The 21,603-nt window shown below is 64.2% G+C and carries 16 protein-coding genes and 1 pseudogene; 11 read left to right on the top strand and 6 right to left on the bottom strand.

Annotation, left to right across the window (positions count from 1 at the left end):
* On the top strand, positions 1 to 217 hold a 217-nt coding region (locus AC1DVI_RS29960; RefSeq protein WP_476961070.1), incomplete at its 5' end, for a hypothetical protein.
* 867 nt (positions 218 to 1,084) lie between these two features.
* Positions 1,085 to 1,855 (top strand): recombinase family protein, encoded by a 771-nt coding sequence (locus AC1DVI_RS29955; protein ID WP_476961069.1) that lies wholly within the window; start codon positions 1,085 to 1,087, stop codon positions 1,853 to 1,855.
* Here AC1DVI_RS29955 and AC1DVI_RS29950 read toward each other — a convergent pair.
* Complete coding sequence (locus AC1DVI_RS29950) at positions 1,742 to 2,377, bottom strand: recombinase family protein (protein WP_476961068.1); 636 nt, start codon at positions 2,375 to 2,377, stop codon at positions 1,742 to 1,744. The genes AC1DVI_RS29955 and AC1DVI_RS29950 overlap by 114 nt on opposite strands.
* 99 nt (positions 2,378 to 2,476) lie before the next feature.
* Between AC1DVI_RS29950 and AC1DVI_RS29945 the strand changes: the two genes are divergently transcribed.
* From AC1DVI_RS29945 to AC1DVI_RS29935, 3 genes and pseudogenes are all read left to right on the top strand, one after another.
* Positions 2,477 to 5,449, top strand: coding sequence for a Tn3 family transposase (locus AC1DVI_RS29945; protein WP_476961067.1), 2,973 nt, complete (start codon positions 2,477 to 2,479; stop codon positions 5,447 to 5,449).
* 803 nt (positions 5,450 to 6,252) lie between these two features.
* Positions 6,253 to 6,387, top strand: a pseudogene (locus AC1DVI_RS29940) (IS6 family transposase); the annotation flags it as partial.
* 333 nt (positions 6,388 to 6,720) lie between these two features.
* Positions 6,721 to 8,697 carry a response regulator gene (locus AC1DVI_RS29935; protein WP_476961066.1) on the top strand — a complete coding sequence of 659 codons (1,977 nt, stop codon included), beginning with the start codon at positions 6,721 to 6,723 and terminating at the stop codon, positions 8,695 to 8,697.
* 28 nt (positions 8,698 to 8,725) lie between these two features.
* Here AC1DVI_RS29935 and AC1DVI_RS29930 read toward each other — a convergent pair whose 3' ends face one another.
* Positions 8,726 to 11,944 (bottom strand): PAS domain-containing protein, encoded by a 3,219-nt coding sequence (locus AC1DVI_RS29930; protein WP_476961065.1) that lies wholly within the window; start codon positions 11,942 to 11,944, stop codon positions 8,726 to 8,728.
* A gap of 45 nt (positions 11,945 to 11,989) precedes the next feature.
* On the opposite strand from AC1DVI_RS29930, the gene AC1DVI_RS29925 reads away from it, so the two are divergent.
* The gene (locus AC1DVI_RS29925) at positions 11,990 to 12,235 is read left to right on the top strand and encodes a hypothetical protein (RefSeq protein ID WP_476961064.1); all 246 of its coding nucleotides are present in this window, start codon (positions 11,990 to 11,992) and stop codon (positions 12,233 to 12,235) included.
* A gap of 327 nt (positions 12,236 to 12,562) precedes the next feature.
* On the opposite strand, the gene AC1DVI_RS29920 is transcribed toward AC1DVI_RS29925, so the two are convergent.
* The 3 genes from AC1DVI_RS29920 to AC1DVI_RS29910 are packed head-to-tail and all read right to left on the bottom strand — an operon-like array spanning position 12,563 to position 16,557.
* On the bottom strand, positions 12,563 to 14,014 hold the full coding sequence (locus AC1DVI_RS29920; protein ID WP_476961063.1) for a TniQ family protein: 1,452 nt from the start codon (positions 14,012 to 14,014) through the stop codon (positions 12,563 to 12,565).
* A complete protein-coding gene (locus AC1DVI_RS29915; protein ID WP_476961062.1) occupies positions 13,998 to 14,876 on the bottom strand; it encodes a TniB family NTP-binding protein in 879 nt (292 codons plus the stop codon). Before AC1DVI_RS29915 ends, AC1DVI_RS29920 begins: the two co-directional genes overlap by 17 nt.
* Before the next feature lies 1 nt (position 14,877).
* Positions 14,878 to 16,557 carry a transposase gene (locus AC1DVI_RS29910; protein ID WP_476961061.1) on the bottom strand — a complete coding sequence of 560 codons (1,680 nt, stop codon included), beginning with the start codon at positions 16,555 to 16,557 and terminating at the stop codon, positions 14,878 to 14,880.
* A gap of 197 nt (positions 16,558 to 16,754) precedes the next feature.
* Between AC1DVI_RS29910 and AC1DVI_RS29905 the strand changes: the two genes are divergently transcribed.
* The 5 genes from AC1DVI_RS29905 (at position 16,755) to AC1DVI_RS29885 (ending at position 21,461) form a co-directional block, all read left to right on the top strand.
* Positions 16,755 to 17,144: a hypothetical protein gene (locus AC1DVI_RS29905; protein WP_476961060.1), complete on the top strand. Its 390-nt coding sequence runs from the start codon at positions 16,755 to 16,757 to the stop codon at positions 17,142 to 17,144.
* 1 nt (position 17,145) lies between these two features.
* Entirely contained in the window at positions 17,146 to 17,580 is a 435-nt protein-coding gene (locus AC1DVI_RS29900) for a hypothetical protein (RefSeq protein WP_476961059.1), read from the top strand.
* The gene (locus AC1DVI_RS29895) at positions 17,577 to 18,635 is read left to right on the top strand and encodes a tyrosine-type recombinase/integrase (protein WP_476961058.1); all 1,059 of its coding nucleotides are present in this window, start codon (positions 17,577 to 17,579) and stop codon (positions 18,633 to 18,635) included. Before AC1DVI_RS29900 ends, AC1DVI_RS29895 begins: the two co-directional genes overlap by 4 nt.
* Positions 18,636 to 18,949: 314 nt before the next feature.
* Positions 18,950 to 19,435, top strand: a complete 486-nt coding sequence (locus tag AC1DVI_RS29890; protein ID WP_476961057.1) for a hypothetical protein — start codon at positions 18,950 to 18,952, stop codon at positions 19,433 to 19,435.
* A 106-nt stretch (positions 19,436 to 19,541) separates the two neighbouring features.
* Complete coding sequence (locus tag AC1DVI_RS29885; RefSeq protein WP_476961056.1) at positions 19,542 to 21,461, top strand: HsdM family class I SAM-dependent methyltransferase; 1,920 nt, start codon at positions 19,542 to 19,544, stop codon at positions 21,459 to 21,461.
* On the opposite strand, the gene AC1DVI_RS29880 is transcribed toward AC1DVI_RS29885, so the two are convergent.
* Positions 21,367 to 21,603 (bottom strand): integrase core domain-containing protein (locus AC1DVI_RS29880; RefSeq protein ID WP_476961055.1); only part of this gene is annotated, 237 nt, incomplete at its 5' end. The genes AC1DVI_RS29885 and AC1DVI_RS29880 overlap by 95 nt on opposite strands.

Below are 21,603 nucleotides of genomic sequence, written 5' to 3'. Positions count from 1 at the left end.
TGATCTCGCGGCGATCCGCACGGCGCTATCGCTGCCGTGGAGCACCGGGCCGGTGGAGGGACAAATCAGCCGCTTGAAGACCATCAAGCGAACCATGTGCGGCCGCGCCAAGTTCGACCTGCTGCGTCATCGGGTTCTGGAGGCCGCATCAACGGCAGCGCTCCAGTCATTCTGCTGCACCAAAAACGCGGAAGGACCAGTTCCTGAAGTCGTTTGACATGTACGGTTTGCAATTGGACGTTTTCCTCAAAAAATACCTATTTATATTAATATGTTATGGGGTCACTCCGATTGGTCACTCTTGCAGAATCGCTGTATTTAACGTTCAAAATTTTCAGAAAAAGTTTTCAGGAGAAAGCGACAGCGACAGCTGACTTCTTTCCTGATTTTCGCACTCCATCCACTCTATCCCTGAACTGATAAGTCGTTGATTCCAAACGATTTTGTTCAAAGATGATACTAAACAGAGTGTTTGCTGCCGTCTGTCGTGGCTTGCTGTTACAGCTTAGAGGCCGGATTTTCGCAGCCTCCGCCCAGGTGTCGGTTTGTCGTTGTCGGGTGGATCAGTTTAGAAGCCGGCTTTCCGCGGCTTCCGCCCCGGCCCGACCGGCGTTTTGCAGACCAGATCCGTTTAGAAGAGAGTGGATCGGTTTAGAACCGCACCGCCGCCGCCGAGATCGACTGTCGTTGCTGGGTTAATCAGGTGAAAAGCGGCGTTTGAGCCGCTTCTTGTGATCACCAGTCCTGTTTTTCCGGGCTAATGATGCGAAATGCTGCGGGTGGATCAGGCGACAAGTCAGAGCGCCTTTGCCTCTCTTGGGCCCGACCTGTTTCATCAATGCCTGTTCTCTCTGCGACAACCAAGCGAACCCCAGTTTTCGGTGCTTTCGACGGCGCCATCACCCGCCTGCTGCCCCTCGCCATGGGCTGGCTTCCGGTCGTTCCTGGACGGCGGTTTGGGGGCCAAATCTTTTCCGCTGGTTTTCAACCGCCCGGTTGGCAGCCTTTGCAAATCTTGAAAACCTCGAGTTCTCGCGATACGACTTGGGTAACCGCCGCTTCGGCGGATGGAAGAAGGCAGGCCATGGCGCTGATCGGCTACGCGCGCGTCTCCACCGAGGACCAATCCACCGAGGCGCAGTTCCTCGAGCTGAAGCGGTTCGGCTGCACCGAGATCGTCCGCGAGAATGCCTCCGGTGCCGACCGGGAGCGCCCGCAGCTCAAGGCCGTGCTGGCCCGCCTCCGTAAGGGCGACACGCTGGCGGTGGCGCGCATCGACCGGCTGGCCCGCTCGCTCGCCCATCTGCTGGAGATCATCGAGACGCTGGAGCGCAAAGGGGTGGCCTTCAAATCGCTGGGCGATCCCATCGACACCGGCAGCCCACAAGGCAAATTCACTCTGCAGATCCTCGGTGCAGTGGCCGAGTTTGAGCGCTCCCTCATCCGTGAGCGCACCAAGGCCGGCGTACGGGCGGCCAAGGCGCTCGGCAGGCAGCCGGGCAACCCCGGCCTGATCTCCGGCGATCCGCTGATCCGCCGCCGTGTCGCTCGAGCGCGCGACGAGCGCCTGAGCGAGCGGGTCATCGCCGGTGCTGACGAGTTCCTGCCCATCGTGCGGCGCCTGCGACCGGCTCAGCCGTGGGACCGGGTCGTTGACGTACTCAACACAGCGATGAAGAAGCGGCCTGGCGACAACTCGGCGCCTTGGACCGGGTCCGTCCAAGATACGTGTAAAAATAGGTCACAAGGCGGTTGGCCGCTCCGAGCGGATGCGCTTGGTGATCTCTCCGACGATGCCGCGGCTGGCCTTGCCGTCGATCCTGTCGTGGATCTGCCGGATGCTGAGGTTTGTTGAGGCGGCGAGAGCCTCAATCTCAGCGACCACCGCTCGGCGGATCGGCGGACGCCCCAGGTGTTTGCCTCGGGCTTTGGCGGCCTTCATGCCAGCGGTGACACGCTCGCTGATCAGCGCGGATTCCAGTTCGGCCATGGCCCCGATGATGGTGAACATGGCCCGGCCCGCAGGGCTGTCGGTGTCGATCTGATCCTGGACGCTGATGAAGCGCACGCCGAGGTGCCGGAACTCCTCCAGCGCCATCAGCAGGTGGCGCGTGTTGCGGGCGAAGCGGTCGAACTTCCAGACGAGCACACAGTCGAACTCACGCTTTCGCGCGGCGGCCATCAGCGCGTTCATCTGCGGGCGTCCTTCACGTCGGCCGGACACGGCGACATCGCAGTAGTCGCCGACGATGACCAGACCGGCCCGCTCGGCGTAGCCATACAACCCGTCATATTGCAGGTCCGGCTTCTGATCAGCGGTCGAGACGCGCAGGTACAGCGCGGTGCGGCGGCCAGCAGGCATGACGGTCCCGTCCAACAAGGCGTTCCTTTGCGGACAGGAAATCGCTACTCCCTATCCCCTTGAAATCCTACCCGCCTTTTCGCCTCTTCGGCGCCGCCTTTTTTGGACACCCTGATGACGGCCATGGACCGCACCGCTTACCCGCGCCCAGGGGAGCGATTGACGCGCGAGGAACTGCAGACCCGGTATGACTTGAGCGAGGCGGATCATGCCTTCCTTCGGGCCGCCGCCCGCGGCGAGGCAGGCCGCCTGACGCTGGCAACGATCCTGAAGACGCGCCTTGATCTTGGGGTCTTTCCGGCGCTCGCGGAGGTCGATGCCGGCATCGTCACGCATTTGGCCGGGCAGCTCGGTTTGACGGCTCCGCCGCTTCTCTTGCCCGAGGACAGCGGGAAAAGAACCCTTTACCGCTACCGGGCGGCGGTTCGCGCCCATCTCGGGGTCGCGTCCTATCCCGATGCCGGAGAGGTCCTGGTCACGAACACCGTGCTCGAAGCGGCCGAAACCATGAGCGACCCCGCCGACCTGATCAACCGGGCCATCGAGGCGTTGCGCGACGCGCGGATCGACTTGCCGGCGTTCAGCACCCTCGACCGGCTGGTCAACCACCTGCGCGGCCGGGTTCACGAGCGGATGTACGAGCGGGTCGCGGCGCGGCTGTCGGCGGAAAGCATGGCGGCGCTCGACACGTTGCTGACCGTGCCTCCCGATGGCACCACCACGCCCTTCACCCGCCTCAAGCAGACGCCCGGGCCGGCGCGTTTGGAAACCATCGCCCTGTGGACTGACCGCCTGGGCTGGCTGATCGGTCTGCCCGATCCCGGGGCGCTGTTGGAGGGGATTTCCCACACCAAGCTCCGCCAGTTCGCGGCGGAGGCCGCCGCCTTGGAACCCGGTGAGCTTCTGGACATGAGCCAGCGGGGCAAGCGGCACACCCTGCTGCTCAGCCTGACCCGCCAAGCCCGCACCCGCTGCCACGACGAGTTGATCGAGATGCTGATCCGCCGCGTTCGGCGCACCCAGGCGGCGGCCAAGGAAAGGCTCGCCGCTCTCCAGGACGAGAACCGCGAGCTTGAAGAGCGGCTGATCGGCCTTTTCGGCCGCGTGCTTGCCACGGCGAAAGCCGAGAAAGCCGACGCCGCTTTTGGACAGCACGTCCGGACCCTGCTGACCGAGCAAGGCGGCATCGACCGGCTTACCGAGCAGTGCGAGACCGTCACCGCCTGGCACGGCAACAACGACCTGCCGTTGCTCTGGCCCATCCATGCCCGCACCCGCAGCCTGCTGTTCCGTCTGGTCGACCTGATGGACATCCGGTCCGCGACCCAGGATCGCAGCCTGTTGGACGCGTTGGCGATGGTGGCGGAGCACCGCCAGTCGCGCCGCGACGACCTGCCGAACGACCTCGACTTCGGCTTTGCTTCGCAACGGTGGCGCAGCTTCGTTGTCAAACGCGGTTCGGGGAGTCCGGCCATCGACCGGCGCGCCCTGGAGGTCTGCGTCTTCATTCACTTGGCCGATGCTCTTCAGGCCGGGGATGTGTACGTCGTCGGTGCCGAGGCGTTCGCCGACTACCGCGATCAGCTGCTGCCCTGGCCGGAGTGTGCGCCACGGCTGGCCGCCTACTGCCGTCTCCTGGACATCCCGGAAAGCGCCGAGGCTTTCGTTGCCCGGCTGAAGGACGAGTTGACCCAAACCGCCGCCGATGTGGACGCCGGCTTCCCCGACAACACCGAGCTGTCGCTCGACGCCGACGGCACGCCCCACCTGAAAAAGCCGCGGGCGGCCCGCGAGCCGGACGGCCTGGCGGACTTCGAACGGGAGATCCGCGCCCGCATGCCCGAACGCCATCTGCTCGACATTCTCAAGCACACCGAGCACTGGAGCGGCTATACCCGCCACTTCGGCCCGCCGTCCAGATCCGACCCCAAGCTGGCCAATGCCGTGCGGCGCTATCTCTTCGCCGTCTTCGGCTACGGCTGCAACCTCGGTCCCGTCCAGACCGCCCGCCACGCGCCCGACATCGCCACCGCGCCGGCGCTGCGCCGGATCAACGCCCAGCACATCGACGCCGACAAGCTGGAGGCGGCGATGGCCGACGTGATCGGCCAATACACCCGCTTCGGCCTGCCGCGCTGTTGGGGCGACGGCCGGGCGGCGATCGCCGACGGCACGCACGTGAAGCTGCGCGAGAACAACCTGCTCGGTTCCCGCCACATCCGGTATGGCGGCTACGGCGGCATCGCCTACCACCACATCGCCGACAGCTACATCGCGCTGTTCACCACCTTCATTCCCTGTGGCGTCTGGGAGGCGGTCCACATCCTCGACGCCCTTTTGAAGAATCGATCGGTCCTGCAGCCGGATATCCTCCATGCCGATACCCAGGGGCAAAGCGAGCCTGTTTTCGGCCTGTGCCGCCTTTTGGGCATCACGCTGATGCCGCGCATGCGCAGCTGGGCCGACGTCGCCTTCTACCGCCCGGACAACGCCGTCCGATACCAGCACATCGACGCTCTGTTCAGCCGTGAGATCGACTGGGCGCTGATCACCAAGCATTGGCCGGACATGATGCAGGTGGCGCTCTCGATCCAGGCCGGCCGGATCCTGCCGTCGATGCTGCTGCGCAAGCTCGGCACCTACAGCCGGAAGAACCGCCTGTCCCGGGCGTTCCGCGAACTGGGCCGGGTCGAGCGCACGCTCTTTCTCTTACGCTTCATCTCCAACGCGGACATCCGCCAGAGCATCCACGCCGAGACGACCAAGATCGAGTCCTACAACGACTTTCTCGACTGGGTGTCCTTCGGCGGACCGGTGATCAAGAGCGGCGATCCGGTCGAGCAGGACAAGCAACTCAAATACGCCAGCCTCGTCGCCAACACGATCATGCTGTCCAACGTCACCGACCTGACCACGGTTCTGTCCTCCATGGCCGCGGACGGCATCGCCGTCACCCCGGACCTCGTTGCCCGCCTCAGCCCCTACACGCGCGAGCATGTCCGCCGCTTCGGCCAGTACGTCCTTGACATGAACGACTTACCGGGGCCGCTCAATCCAATGCCTCTTCCCTTCGAAGTGCCCTTGTGACCTATTTTTACACGTATCTTGGACGGACCCGAGCAGCACCCACCGCCGGGTGCCATCAAGGCGTTCCAGCTGCAATTCGACGTCGTGTTTTGGAACACCGCTGCGCAGGGCCTCGGCAACGGGCGTCTCGTTCGATTGCAGGGGTTGGCCATCGGGAGTGTAGAGCCGCCAAGCTCCTAACCTCCGGTCGCCAGGGACTGTCAACACCGCCGTGCCGTTCAAAAGCTCGGCGGCCCGCCGATTGTGTTGCAGCACCATACCGTCAGCATCCAGAAGGCACGCAGGTACGGGAACATGCTCAAATCGCTGAAATTCAACTTTCGTAAGAACATCGCCATCAACCACAATCGATTCCTTCTCAAAATGCTTCATACTGCGTCCTCATCATGGGTCGGCGGCTAAGCAATGTGATCATCACACTTAACATAGCGATTCGGTCACGCAATCACACAATAGCGCATACCTTGTCCGATGAGCGTTAAGGCCCCGTCGCAGACATGAGCGCACGAGTAAGTGCCCGCACCACGCATGTAGGGATTTTCCGGTGTCGGCCTTGAATGCTGCTGTCGTCAGTCACCACTTTCGCCGGTTGGCTTGGCGATGTTGGAGGAAGATGTTTGTACCGATCACGGTGGTCTTGGACTAATTTGCTTAATTTCAATGACATGGCCGACCTTGCCCTGGTTCAACTGGGCACCTTGAAAAACCGTAGCGCTGTTGGTGCACCTGTGACTCCCTTGGCCTATAGGGGCGTTGTCACGAGACCGATGGCGGCCCGCGGGTCGCGGCATTTTCCTACTCGGATGTTGCCGATTTCGTATGCCCGCCATCAGTTCCCTCCCGCCGTCATCCTGCTCGCGATTTGGCTTTATCTCCGGTTCACGTTGAGCTGCCGGGATGTTGAGGAGCTTCTGGCGGAGCGTGGCATCGATGAGTCCTAGGAGACGGTGCGACGCTGGGATCTGAAATTCGGGTCAGCCATTGCTCTCTGCGCCCACCGTCAATCTATGCTACGGACCTCATGGGGTGCGGCGCAACCGCACCGTTCCCGATCCACGGTTGAAGAAGGCGAACCTCACTCCTCGCGGGCCAAACACAAAACACGTGACTGGAAGTTCACTCCAGGAAATCCGCAAGAGGCCCACAGACCGTCCGTCGCAGTGAACAACTCTGGGGTTCCCGGAGGCCGGTTTCGTTGAACGGCGTCACCAACAGCGATAGGGTGCCAACTATGGTTCAATGTGCTTTGGAGAATCTTGGTGGAGAGTGAGTTGCCGACCGGCGTTGGCGGGGAGCCGTTGTCCGGCGAGCGGCGATTCGAACTGCTCGTCAACAGCGTCCACGATTACGCCATCTACATGCTCGATCCTCAAGGGATCGTGACCAGCTGGAATCCAGGTGCGCAACGGTTCAAAGGCTATGCGGCCGCAGAGATCATCGGCAGGCATTTCTCCCACTTCTACACCGACGACGATCAGCGTGCCGGAGTGCCGGAGCGGGCGCTCTCCATCGCCTTGAACGAAGGGAAGTTCGAGGCGGAAGGTTGGCGGGTTCGCAAGGACGGCGCGCGCTTTTGGGCGCACGTCCTCATCGATCCCATCCGTGACGACACTGGAAAGCTGATTGGATTTGCCAAGGTCACCCGCGACATCACGGAGCGCAAGCGGGCGCAAGAGGTCTTGGAAGAGACCCGTGCGGCACTTTTCCAGTCCCAGAAGATGGAGGCTGTGGGCCAACTGACCGGCGGCATCGCGCACGACTTCAACAATCACCTCCAGATCATCGGCGCGAACCTGCAGTTGCTGCGCGCCCGCGCCCTGGGCGACGAGGAGCTGTCGCTGGTCGGCAACGCGTTGGCTGCTGTGGACCGGGCGGCGACGCTGGCCGCGCGCTTGCTTACCTTCGCGCGCCGCCAGCCGCTCAACCCAACGGTTGTCAATGTCGACCGCGTTGTGCAAGCCATGACCGACCTGCTGCGGCGCACGCTGGGCGAGTCCATCGAGATCGAGACGATCGTCGCCGACGGTCTGTGGAACACCAGCGTTGATGTGAGCCAGTTGGAAAACGCCATCCTGAACCTGGCGGTGAACGCGCGCGACGCCATGCATGGGCATGGCAAGCTGACCATCGAGGCGGGCAACGCTCAGTTGGACGACGCCTATGCCGCCCGCCACTCCGAGGTCACGGCGGGCCAGTACGTGCTGGTGGCGGTCAGCGACACCGGCGGCGGCATACCGCCCGATGTCATGGAGCGGGTGTTCGAACCGTTCTTCACCACCAAGCCCGTTGGCGAAGGGACGGGCTTGGGTCTCAGCATGATCCACGGCTTCGTCAAGCAGTCCGGCGGCCATGTGAAGGTCTACAGCGAAGTGGGGCATGGCACGACCGTCAAGATCTACCTGCCGCGCGTTCGGGCAGCGGAGCAGGAACAGCCGGGCGGAACAACCGACATCCGCGGCGGCTCCGAGCGTGTTCTGGTGGTGGAGGACGATTCCGATGTCCGTGCCGCCACCATCGCGCTGGTGCGCTCGCTGGGCTACCGCACCATTGAGGCGGCCAACGCCGAGGCGGCTCTGAACCTCCTGGACAGTGGCGCCAGGGCGGATCTGCTCTTCACCGACGTGGTGATGCCCGGGACGATCAACGCACGTGACTTCGCGCGGCGGGCGCAGGAGGTCTGCCCGGCCCTCAGGGTCCTGTTCACCTCCGGCTACACCGCCAACGCCATTGTCCACCATGGACGGCTGGACGAGGGCGTGTCGCTGTTGAGCAAACCCTTCAGCCGCGAGGCGTTGGCGGCCAAGATGCGCCAGGTGTTGGGTGCGCCCGCTCCAGCGATGCCCGACGCTGTAACGCCGCCGCGCCAGCGCCTCTCGATCCTGGTGGTCGAGGACGACGCGTTGGTGCGCCTGGCCACGCTGGACATGCTGGCCGACCTCGGTCATGACGCGCTCGAGGCAGGCGATGCCGCAGAAGCTATAGAGGTGCTGGGCCGCGGGCCGGTCGATGTGCTGCTGACCGATGTGGGGTTGCCGGGCTTGTCGGGCAGCGAGTTGGCCGACGAGGCGCGGCGGCGGCAGCCCGGCCTCGCCATCGTCATGGCAACGGGCTATTCCAGCTTTTCGCATCCCGGTGCGGTGACCCTGCCCAAACCGTACGGTCGCGACGGCCTCGAACGGGCTCTGGCAGAGGCTGTCGGCCTCGTCCGGCAGACAGTGTTGACAGCGGTCCGATCCCCGGATCCGTAGCCGGTGGCGGGCACTCGGCCGGTGCGCCTCAGCCCTCCTGCCGTCCTTTGAGCCATGCGGCCGTTTTGGGAAAACGCGTCAGAGCCTCCCCAAGTTGCTGGGGCGTTGCCGGTTTGATGACAACGCCGAGACCATGTTCGGCGGCTTCGCGCTGCCACTCCGTTCCCGATTCGCCGGTGAGGAGGATGCCGGGAACGTCCGCACCGACGCAGTCGCGAAGGCGGTGAATCGCCTGGATGCCCGTGTTCCCTCCCTGTAGACGGTAGTCGGCGACGATCACATCCGGCGCGCGCCCCGCCTCCTTCAGGCGCTCCACCGCGTCATCGGCGTTCAAGCCGACCAGGGTCTCGTAGCCCCAATCCCGGAAGATGGCCTGGAGACCGGACAACACGATGGCATCGTCGTCCACCAGCACCGCCAGCCGTCCGGCACCGTCGATCGAGCGGGCTTTGCAGGGAGTGGCCGGACGGTCGGGGGGCGCGTCGGCGAGCGGCACATCCACGGTGAACGTCGATCCGACCGCCGGTGTCGACGACACCGTGACGGGATGGCCAAGGAGCTTGGACAGGCGCTGCACGATGGACAGCCCCAGGCCAAGCCCCTGGCTGCGGTCGCGCCCCGGGTTGCCCACCTGGTGGAACTCCTCGAAGATCAGCTCCATCTGGTTGGCCGCGATGCCGATGCCGCTGTCCTGCACCGCAATGCGGGCCCACCCGTCCACAGCCTCGCACGACAGGCGGACGAAACCATGGTCGGTGTAGCGGAGGGCGTTCTCCAGGAGGTTGCGCACCATGCGCGCCAGCAGGTGGCGGTCGGTGCGCACCGCACCGTCGCACCGCATGTCCAGGTGCAGCGCCAGCCCCTTGCTTTCGGCGACCGGCGCGTGCAGCGCGCCAATTTGCTCAAGAAGCGGACGCAGCATGGTGCTTTCGAGGTTGGGGTGGATGGTTTCCGCGTCCAGGCGCGAAACATCGAGCAGGCTGTCCAGCAGCCCTTGGAGTGCGTCCAGCCCCCGCACCAGCATGCCCAGTGCGTGCTGACCGCGCGGGTCATGAACATGGCCGCGCAGGACTCCGGCGAAGAGAAACATGGATTGCATCGGTTGCCGAAGGTCGTGGCTGGCGGCGGCCAGGAACTTCGACTTGGACAGGTTCGCCCGTTCCGCCTCTATCTTGGCGCGCTGCAATTGGTCTTCCATGGCGTGGCGGTCGGTGACGTCGATTTCCAAGCCGGTCAGATGCAGCGGCGTGCCGTCATCGGCACGGACGATGCGGCACACGGCCTCCAGCCAGCGAACGGAACCGTCGGGGCGTACGACGCGGTATTCCAGCCGCATCTGCGGCAACCGGCCTGTCACAACCTTGGACCGTTCCGCCAGAACCCGTTCGCGATCATCCGGGTGCAGAGTGCCGATCCAGCTGGCCATTGTCGCCGGGTACGCGGATGGATCGAGCCCCAGAACACGGTAGAGTTCCTTGGACCACACCGACTCGCCGGTCTTCAGGTCGACATCGTAGCTGCCGGCCTGCGCCGCTTCGAGCGCCAGAGCCAGACGCTCCTTGGCGGAGAGCAGCGCTTCATCCATCCGCCGTCGCTCGGAGATGTCCTGGAACGTGCAGATCGCCATGAGGATGCGGCCCGCGGCGTCACGGACCGGTGCGGCGCTCACCGCGAAGCTCGTCAACCGACCGTCAGCGCGGACGTGAAGCAACTCTTCCTGGTCGATCGCCATGCCTTGGCGAAGCGCACGGGCCAGCGGATGGTCCTCCGGACGGTAGGGCGTTCCGTCTGTGTGCTGGGCGTGCCGCGCCGCATAGTCCGTGATCGTCTCGCCATGCCCCACCGCGTGACCCATGAGCCGTTCGGCGGCCTCATTGTGCAGCAGCGGGCGCCCGGAAGGAGCGGACACCGCCAGAACCCCGGACGGCAGGTGCGTCAGAACGGACTTGAGCAGCAACCGTTCCTCGTCCAAGTGTTGGGCCAGACGATCCCGTTCTCGCGCCGCGTCCTCACGTTCCGTGATGTCTTGCAGGTACAGAGCCATCCCCGTGCGGGACGGAAAGGCCCGCACCGCGTAGTATCGGCCGTTCCGGCTGTCGCGATGGCTGAGTTCGCAGGCGTCTCGGTGTTCCATGACATGGGCGAGCCGCCGCCACGTGTCGGTGCCTGCCAGCGTGGGGAACGCTTCGAGCAGCGTGAGTCCATCAACGTCATGCCCTCGGGCGATGAGCGACTTCGCCCGTTCGTTGAGGAAGGTAAACCGCCAGCTGTGATCCACCTCAAGGATGGCGTCGTGGGTGCTTTCCAACACCTCGGCCATCCGCTGCCTCGTTGCCTCGGCCTGCCTTTGGAGCCGGACAAAGCGGCTGACACCCCAGACGCCAAGCAGACCCGAGAGAACGAGCACCGCCGCGAGGATCGCCAGCGACCGCAGCATGGCGTGTTCGACGGGCATCATGGCCTGGGCCTTGGCGATCCCAACCCAGAGCATCAGCCCATGGGGGTCAGCTTCGACCGGCGAGTAGGCGATGATGCGGACGACGCCATCCAGCCCTTCCATCTCGACCGTTCCGCGCCGGTCATTCTCCTGCATGAAGCGGTATGGTGCGGGTAAGGGCTGGCCGGTCATGTCCTGCAGCTCGGGAGCCTGCGCCAGGATGACGCCGTTCCGATCCGCCAAGAGAACCGTGGCACCCGGCGGAAGCGGTTTGTCTGCGAGGTATTCCGAGAGCCACTGAACGTCGATCAGAGCGGTGACGACACCAGCCGGCCGGCCATCCGGGTCGGAGTACGGCAAGCCAAAGCTCAGGATGGGGCGGCCGATGCCCTGGGCGATGCGGTAGCCCCCGACGACGAAACCGCCGGTTTCGAGCGCGCGCCGGACGTTGTCGCGGTCCCCGATATGGGCACCGGCCGTGCGGCGGTCGGTGGTGCACCGGATGATTCCGTCCAGGCCGGTGATCTCGATGGTGAGGTAGGCTGGATAGCGTCGCTTGAGACGATCCATGACGGCTTGGCAGTTCTCGGTGCCGGTCGCCGCGACGCCTGTCTCCGCCATGGCCACGAGGACATGTTCGACATCCGCGACGATGCGGCGCTGTTCAGCCTGGATCAGGTCGAGCAGCCGTTCGGCCTCTCGCCGGACATCCGCCGCTCGGTCGCGGCGCAGATCGATCTGCGCCGCAATCTCGAAGCCCAGCAGCGGCAGCATGACCAAGGCGAGCAGCAGGAATAGACGCATGCGCATGATTGGCTTTGGGCACGTCGTGGGTGCGGCCGTTCAACGTTTCCAATGACCACCGCCTTCACACTTCAGCTTGCAGGTAACGGCAAAAGAGTTCAATTGGATGCATCGCCTTTGTTGCGATCCGAAAGGCGATGCTCTTTGGTGAACGGGCAATATCGGGTTCCGGCAGCTTTCGCGCCAGTCAAGCCGACGTTGCCGTTTGTCGAGTCGATGATGGTACGCCTGCTGGAGCAGGCGCCGGATCGCGACGCGATGCGCGCGGCGTTGATGGCCAAGCTGCGGAAGGGCTGAAGCCGCGGTGCGCGCTGTCGCGCCTGCCTGTTCAAACGGACTGTACAGGCGGCCAAACGATCGTTTTCTAGTTACTGATGGAACTGGACAATAGGGCAATCTTGTTGACTTTTCAGAACGCGTGAGGCCTTGCTTGGGTTCTGTTTCGGCCTTGAAAGGAAACACAGGACCGACCAAATCACGTCTTCAACGCCGTTGCCAATGATCCCTCTTTCGCGGGCTTGTCTCCGAGACAACAATAAAAGAACCTAAGCCACAAAATTTTCTCTCCTCAGAGGACCTGTGGGCATGCGAATCGCAGGCATAATCCCGCTTAATCTTATAATTTCAACTGATTGTCGTGCTGACCGATTGTGGACAGACCGCCACAACATCGTCAAACAAGCGATTCAATATCTTCCGACTGTCGTTAACCATGAAGGTGGTCTTTGGCGCTCTGCCCGTCATTTGGTCTGTCGCTTCGCCGGCAAACCGGCGCCTGATCCGGCCCGCCATAGTGATGTAACGGGACCGCTCCACCATCCCGGATATGATGGCCCGTGCGGCGACAGGTGACGAATGAGTCGAGCCGAAGCCCTGAGGCAGCATCCTATCGAACACGATGGAGGCGAGCACGGCATTGCGAACCAGACGGTCCAACACCCCCTCCGGGTCGCCTGTCGCCCCCAGCCATGCTCGGCCGCGCAGCACATGAGCGCCGTAGACCGCCGGCCATGAAAGGGCGGAGTTTGCGGTTGGCCGCGCCCTTCGGGTGGCGCACTTCAGGCGGCTCACCCCAGCCTCCAGGATGATGCTGCCCATCACGCGGCTGAGGGATGTTCCCTGCGCGGAAAGCGGAGCCGCGTGTTTGAAAAATCCCGGAAAATCCAGAAATCGGCTTTCCAGGATCAGGCAGAGATCCACAACGCCGGTAAGGAAGATAGCCCCCGATCCTCGAACCCCCTGGCCGGGATTCCGGTGAGGCGCTGTGATCGATCGCGCCATCGCCGCTTCAAACGCGCACAGGTCGCGGATTGTCGGGCCATGTTCGTCGCCGTCGGCGGCCCACAGCGCGGCGATCGGCCGGCCGGCATCGCCGGTGGGCGACGTGGCGAAGAGTTCCAGATAGTGTTGGCGCGACCCGCCGTACCGCCAGAGCTCCGCCATGCCGGGGCCGGAACAGTCCTCGATCCAATGGGGATCGGACGACACGCCGGGCATCACCCGGCATACGGTCCGATCGTTACGCACAAACGGGAGGAGATGCCGGTGGCGTTCCGCCAGGGCTGCAAGACCGGCGACTTCGCCGTTCGAGCAGGCGATCAGAGGGCGTCGATGCTGCTGGCACATCGTGCCCCACGCCACGGCCCAATCCCGGCGCACGAACGGCGGTCGGTGCCTGCGGACATCCTCCGCGAGGCACTGCGGACAAAGACCAACCGGCCCCAGGAAGGTCGCCCGGACCACCCGCCCGGAGACGAAATCCCAGGCTTGTGGGGCCATGGCGCTGAGCGTGGCCGGCGGCACCCCGGTAGCACCGTAGAGACGATCGAGGGCGAACGCGTCCAGCCACCACACATCGCCTTTGGAGCCCCGTGGTGAGGTCCAAGGCAGGTGCGGAGCCCAGGCCGGGTCTCCCCAGAGCCAGTAGGTATCGCGGATGGCGGGCCGACTGACGACCTCGTCGAGAAAACCTTGGGGGTCTTGATGGTAGATGGCCGCCAGCCTGGCGATCCATGCGATGAGCAACTCGCCCGGCAAAGGCGGCGGAGCAACAGGCAGCTTAGGCAACCGCTCCATGGTGGCGTCCCACGATTTCACGAAGGAGACGAACTGTGACGCGCTCGTCACCGTCCCGGATCGCCGCGACGGCGGCATCTTCGATGAGCCGGCAGAGATTGCTGGTGATCCCCTCCGAAGCCTCCAGCAGCACTTTCAATGCGTCGCCGGTGCCGAGTTCCCCCGATTTCCGCAGCGGCAGGGTCCGCTCCATCAGCACCACGAACTGCTTGAAGCCGGCAAGGTCGTCAAACCAGTTCACCATGCGAACCGCCTGGAACCGGCGCTGGAGCTGGTCATCGCCGCCGAACACGTCGAGCGCCTCCACAGTGCCGAAGACCACGATCGGCAACCGCAGCTCGTTGATCAACCAGCGCAGATTGTTGAGGAAGAGTCGCTGCTGCCGTGCGGTGCCGGCGAAGACGTTCTGGATCTCATCGACCATGAGCAGTTCGACCTTGACCAGCCGGAGCAGACTTACGGCGCTATCCTGAACCGTGCGGGTCCGGCTGAAGTTCTCGGCCGGCGCGTCGAGCGCATCGAGAGCGGCCTTGAAGAACTTCGCCTCCAGGGGCTCGGGAGGCATTTGGAAACTGAGGACCGGCTGACGGCGGACACCGGTCCGTTCCTGCCAGGTCACGCGCTGGTCGCGCTGGTACTTGGTGCGGATCATCGTCTTACCGATGCCGCTCTCCCCCACGATGAGCAAGCTCAAGGGGCGCCCGCGGCCATAGGTCTGTTGCGCCATGCGGATGCGTCCCAGAACCTCGTCGGCGCGCGGGTGCCCGATCCAGCGGTCCTGGAGGATAAAGGCGATGCGATCGTCGGCCTCCTTGGCGGCAACCGCACGGAAATCGGGGGCGATGTGCCCGTAGTCCTCCATGTCAGTCACCGTCCCAGTCGTCCCACCGTTCGACGCGCCCCGGCAGCAGGGGCAGGTCGATGGCGTCGAAATCAATAGCCGTAGTGCCGCCTGCAGGCGGCGCGGGGAGCGGTTCAGCCACCTCGGGCGGGGACTGTGGAATAGCGGCTCGATCCGGGATCTTCTGGGCAAGCGCCCTTGCCTTGCGCGAAGCGACCGCCGCATTCTCAATGATGCGGCGTTGCGCCAGCACCGCGTCGCGGATCACCTTGGGGTTGGAGTTTTGCCGCCCCTGAAGCCGAAGAGCCTTGCGGACGGCTTTCACCTCCCAGAGGCTCATAACGGGCAGATCAAGCTGTTCGCATCGCACGGGGTGCCATTCACCGGCCGGCGTCACGTACCAGACCCGGGTCGCGTCCCAGGGATCGTATTTGAAGCGGTGGCGCTTGCCGTCCTTCACCAGCCGGTTGAGGATGTCGTCACGGTAGACAAGGCCATTGATCTCGACGCCGTGACGCCCGACGCAGCGATGCTCCTCCGGGAGAAACCAACGGAAGAAGTTTTCAGGATCATTGGGATGGCGGACTTCCGAATCCGGTGCCTGCGACAGCGTGTGCCAGCGGTGAAGAGGCGAAACGCCCAGACTCTCATGAACCCGGTTGTGGTACTTGTCGATGATCTCCAGAGCCAACCAGTGCTCCAGCTCCGACAGCGTCATGGATGCCCAGGTTTCGGATTTGTAGTCGCCGCGCTCACGCGGATTCGACTTGGTGGTGCCCGGAAGCAGGTGGGCGGCCTGCATGAGCGTTCCAATCAGCCGCTCCACGTGCCCGCCGAAGCGCGGCGTCGCCGGCGGCCGGTAGGCGAGCGTGATGCCGAAATTCTCGCAAGCCTGCTTGATGACGGTGGACTTGAACTCCTTCGCGTTGTCGAGATGCAGCACGCGCGGCAACCCCGCGACGGGGTAAGGCGACTGCACGCCGACACGATTGCAGTAATCGGTCTTGGGCAGCACGCCATGGGCGATGGCCATGGCGACCGAGCGGGCGTTCGGCCGGTCGAATGACAGATAGAAGCCGACGACCATGCGGCTCGCCACGTCGATGAGCACGGTGAGCCAAGGGCGCGTGTGGACAGGCAGGCGCGTGGTCTCGTCGACCACCATGACGTCCACCTGCGTGTGGTCCATTTGAACAATTTCCAACTGGCGCGTGCTCTCCAAGTGGCCCTTTATGGGACCATAGAGGGCGGCGGCCCGTTTCGCGCCTTCGCGAGGTTTGGCTAGGTCCCGCTTGCTCTTCTTGGCGACACGGCGCCGGATGGTGCGGGTGTCGACCTGCGGCAGGCCGGCTTCTTGGAGTTTGGCCCCGATATGCTCGTAAAGGTCCTTGAGGGAAGGGCTTTCGCGCGTTTCGTAGAAGTTCGCAATCTCACGGCCAATCAGCCCCTCGGTCTCACTGGGCAGGCGGTGGTGACCGACCTTCGGCCCGCGCCGTCCCGGGAGCATGGCCTTGACCGTGGGATCGTGTTCGTACTGGTCGAGCAGGCGGTAGAATTGCGAGACGGAAAGGCCGAGTCGGTCAGCCGCCTCCTGAACCATCGGCAAGGTCCGGCGCACCCCGGCCAACGCCCGGCAAACAGCGAAACGCCGCTTCGCCTCGTCCCAGGCATCGGGGTCGAAATCTGGCTCCGGTATGGGCATGCCCACGGCGTCCAGCTATTCTCATGAAAACGTGCTATTTTCTCACGATAAATGGCATTATTCAAATGGCCGCCGCCCCAGGAACCGAGCAATAATGGGATGTAGATTCTCATTATTTCGTGCATTGGTACATCCGCCTAGGATTCCGCCCGGATCGCCGCCGCGTCGGCGCCCTTCCGTCCCTTCCGGAGCCCATGATGACCGACAGCCCCGCCGACCTTTCCGCAGCCTCCTGTCCCGATGCCGTGGTGCGGCCGGTGCTGAGGAAGATCCTGATCGGGTTCCGGCGCGGCCATAGGGAGTTTTCCGATGCGCCGAAGCCGGATGAGCTGCTGTGCGTCGACCCGTCGGCGTCGGTGGCCACCATGCATGCTTTCCTCAGCGACCGGTCGGTGAAGGAGATCGCGGTGGTCGGGCTCGGCAACAACGCTGAGGTGACCTGGAACCGGCTTGCTGACGCCGAGGTCATCCGCGCTTGTGTCAAGAACGGTGAGGAGATCGTCGCTTACGCCGCCGAGCACTGCGACTTTTTTGGACAGAGCGTGCGTGGGGATCTGCTGAGTGGTCGCGGCGGAAAGCTGTTCTGAGATGGCCAGCCGCACCGGACGCCGGGCTCTCGACCGCACAGACGATCAGCGCATCGCCGATGCGCTCGCCCTCCTGTCCCAAGCGACGGGCGTGCCCGAACGGAGCGCCGTCGACGATCCGCCCTGGCTCATGGCCTACCGCGACGGCCACGGTGCGGTGACGGTATCCTGCGGTGGCAAGGCACCACGGGCGGCCCGCCGCGTCCGCACCGCCGTCAGCGGCCTGTGCGACGCCGTCGGGCTGCCGTCCCTCTATTCCGCTCTCTACGTGGAGCGCGTCACCGAACGCATCCTGCGCGTTTGGAACGACGACAACGCCGAAATCCTCATGCTGGTCGACGGCGTCGGTACCTTCTATCTGGCTGATTGGATCGAGGACATGATCGACCTGCGCGACGAGCTGGACCGCCTGTTCGGTCCCGGACCCCGCCGGTGAGTGACCGTCCGGCGCCGGTCGCCGAACGCATCGATGGAGCGGGCAGGGCGGCGGACCTGCTGCCGCCGGAGCAGGCGCAGCTGATCGAGCGGCTGCAGATCTTCCTGCACCAGGCCGGCCGCGGCGCCCKGGCGCCGCGCACGCTGGCGGCGCTGCACAGCGACCGCCGCGTCTTCAGCCGCTGGTGCGAGGCGCGCGGCTTGTGCTGGCTGCCGGCCGAGCCGGCGACCGTCGTCGCCTTCGTCGAGGACATCGGGAAGAGCCGCAAGCCGGCGACCGTTGAGCGCTACCTCGCCAGCATCGCCATGTGGCACGCCGCCGCCGAGGCGCCAAACCCCTGCAAGACCCTGCACGTGCGGATGGCACGGCGCGCCCACGCCAACGAGCTGGGGGTCCGCCAGTTGCAGGCCAAGCCGGTCGGCGGCACGGAGATCGCCGCGATCATCGACGCGCTGACCCCGGTCGATCCGGCGCAATCACCCAGTCTGCGGGCGCGGCGCGACATCGCGCTGCTGCTGACTGCCCGCGACAGCCTGGCCCGCGCCGCCGAGCTGGTGGCGCTGCGCTGGGAGGATCTGGCGGTGGCCGAGGACGGCAGCGCCACCATCCTGATCCGCCGCTCCAAGACCGACCAGAAAGGGGAGGGCAGGGTGGCCTGGCTGTCCCCCGAGACGGTCGAGGCCCTGGACGCCTGGCGCCGCGGCATCGACGCCGCGCCCGACCCGGTGACCAAGACGGTGGCCGCCCCGTCTCCTCTGCTGTTCCGCCATCTGGCGCGGCGCGGCTACGGGGAGACGCTGACCACGGCGTCGGTGGCGCGCATCGTCAAGGAGCGTGCCGGACAGATCGGGCTGGTGACGCGCGGCTACTCGGCCCATTCCACCCGCGTCGGCACCGCCCAGGATCTGATCGCCGCCGGCGAGGACCTGCTGGCCGTCATGAACGCCGGCGGCTGGACCAGCCCGCGCATGCCGGCCCGCTACGGGGAGCGCCTGTTGGCCGCGCGCGGCGCCGTCGCGCGCCTGCGTGGTCGGAAAGGCAGCACCGGCGGCTGACCGATCTCGATGGTGGAGCTACCTGCCGTGTGCAGCAAGGCCGGTTTGGATTGGTGGGAAAGCGGTCACCGCGTGCAGGGTCTCGACCAGCAACACACCAATGTTGGCAACGTTCACCATTGGCAGGTTCTGCAATGCCGTCGGCTGCGGCGGCGTCAGTTTTCCTAGCCATTCGTGTTAGGCTTGGCTTGACAGTGCTCAGTGTTGACGCAGGACATCGGGTTTGATACCCATTCTTCAACGGAGGTCGGGTGCGTTACCCGTTCTGAACGGAGGCTGCCCTGCGCTTTGTTACGACCTCGGTCGCCTCCCAATTGACGGGACTCTCGACTGAAAAGCTTCGGGAATGGACCTGCCGCCGCGCGCTGGTGCCTGCCGACGTGCCGCCCAAGAAGAAGGGCTCACCAGCTAAATTCAGTTGGCAGACGATCCTTATACTCAGGATTGCCGTCCTTTTGCGGGACCGGTTCAATCTCGGCCTTGAAGCGCATAAGGCGTCGTTCGCGAGCCTCAAAAAGGTGTTCCAAACCAAGTCGTTCATCGCACTTTGGGGACAGCGTCTGGCCCTGAACTCAGACGGCAGTTGGAGGCTTGTCGAAGCGGATGTCACGTATCTGGAAGAGGATATGCTCCTGATCCGGCTCGACCCGCATCTCCTAGTGCTGCGTGACGGCTTTGCTCTTCCTGACGCGACTGGCACATCCGGTCAACTCGACCTCTTCTCGTTGCCCAACGTACACCATAGCCAGAGCGCCCGGATGTTCCGACGAACGCCGGTGGCTCGCAGACGGTCGGCATGACAGTCATCGAGTCCCCTTCGATGGTAGGTTGCAACTATTTCCAGAACACTGCGTTCCTAATATGTTCAGTTTCAGTGACGTACATTTGTAAGGACACCCAGTGGCGATGACGGCGATGCAGCATTGGCTTGAAAGGCTCGGCTACGCCGCCGAGCCTGCCTCTCTGCATGTCCGCGGTGAGGCAATTCCCGATACGCACCCCTACGCACTTGAGATCAAGACGCTGCTGAGGCCGGATGGGGCGGTTCGCGCTCTGGCCGTGTTCGATGTCGAAGGTGTTCCAACGGTCGTTTTCGTCGGCGATGACAAAGCGCCCCTGACACGGCAAGCCCTTGACGAAGCCCGCAAACGTATCTGGAACCAGAACCTCGCAACCGTCGTGATCGAGGTGAAGGGGAAGCAAGCTCTCGCTTTGCCGGCCCGAAAAATCCGTCAGGCGGGTGAGCGCCTTTCGTTGGACGACGCCCGGCCCGACGGGCCCTTCTCTGCCCTGGACATCGTCTCGGCCAACCTATCCCGGCGCGTTCCGAACTGGTTCGACGTCAAGGCGCGCGTGGACCGCAAACTGCTCGTCAACCTGTCGGCTGCCGTTACCAAACTCACTAAGAACGGGTTCCAGGGAGTCGCTAGCGAGAGCACACGCCGACGGCTGGCCGAGTTGCTCATGGGGCAAGTGCTGTTCCTGTCCTACCTGGAACATCGGAAGATCGTCGGCCCGACCTACCGGGAGCGCCGCAACGTTGCTGAGCTTCACAGTCTTGTGGAGGCTGGGAATCGCGACGGTCTCCGCTTGCTGATCGACCACCTCCGGTCCGATTTCAACGGTGATTTCCTTGGGAACGACCGCCATGATCCCTGGGCGGTGCTGACCAGCGATGGCTTCAGCCTTCTCGACCAGTTTCTCCGCCGCACCGACATGCGGACGGGCCAGGGGGATTTCTGGAATTACGATTTCAGCTACATCCCCGTGGAGTTGCTCTCAGGCCTCTATGAGTCATTCCTGTCGCCCGAACAGCAGGCCAGGGACGGTGCCTTCTATACGCCCCGCAATCTTGCCACACTGGCTGTAGACCAAGCCTTCGCCGCATCACCAGACCCGCTGGCGGAAACCATTTTCGATGGAGCCTGCGGTTCGGGAATTCTGCTTACGACCGCCTATCGCCGCCTCATCGCCCTGTCGGAGGCCCGTAACGGCCGGCGGCTCAGCTTCGCGGAGCGCGGCGAGCTGCTCAAGCGTCACATCTACGGCAGCGACATCAACTTCATGGCGTGTCGGGTCACGGCGTTCAGTCTTTACCTGTCGCTGCTGGAAGGACTTGACCCAGCCGACATCATGGAGGCCCAGGAACGCGAAGGCGTGAAGCTTCCTTCATTGGAAAGGACGAACCTGAACCACGGGAGCGATTTTGCGGACTTTTTCCGGGAGACCCACGCCTTTGGAGGCAAGCGCTTTTCGCTGATCATCTCCAACCCGCCGTGGGCGGAACCGGAAGGCGCTGCGCGGACCTCGGCCGACGATTGGGCGGGCCGGGTCGGCGCGCCTTTCGCCCGCCGCCAGATCGCCGGTGCTTACGCGCTGCGTGCGCTCGATTTTCTGGCGGAGGGCGGCCGAGCCTGCTTTATCCTCCCGATCGGCCAGTTCCTCGGCCCATCGAGCGCCGCATTCGTCTCGCACCTTCTGAGCGCCTACCAGCCCTCGCGGCTGATCAATTTCGGAGACTTGCAAGGCTTGCTCTTCCCGACGGCCGAGAACACCTGCCATGTGTTCATTGGGCAGCGCCGGCCCAAGGACGCTCAGCGCCGCATCCCGTTCGGCGAGACGTTTGATTATTGCGTGCCCAAGGCGGACATGAGTTTGGCCCTCGGTCGCCTCACCATGCAATCCGCCGACCTGGAGTTGCCCCGGCTCGGTGGACGGGTTAGGGCTTGTTTCACTCCGCGGTGCTGGATCTCCTTTCGTAGTCGATCGGTGACAGATAGCCGAGAGCGGAGTGCCGTCGGCGGGGATTGTACCAGCCTTCGATGAAGGTGAAGACGGCGATGCGGGCCTCGGCATGGGAACGGAACCGCCGCCGGTCGAGCAGTTCGCATTCGAGCGTCGCGAAGAAGCTCTCGCACATAGCGTTGTCGTAGGCATCCCCGACCGAGCCCATGGACGGGCGAACGCC

It is taken from the genome of Azospirillum sp. P4_B5 (assembly GCF_056402275.1).
Note: the sequence above shows the minus strand (reverse complement) of the source record. Positions and strands in the feature narration are given on the sequence as shown.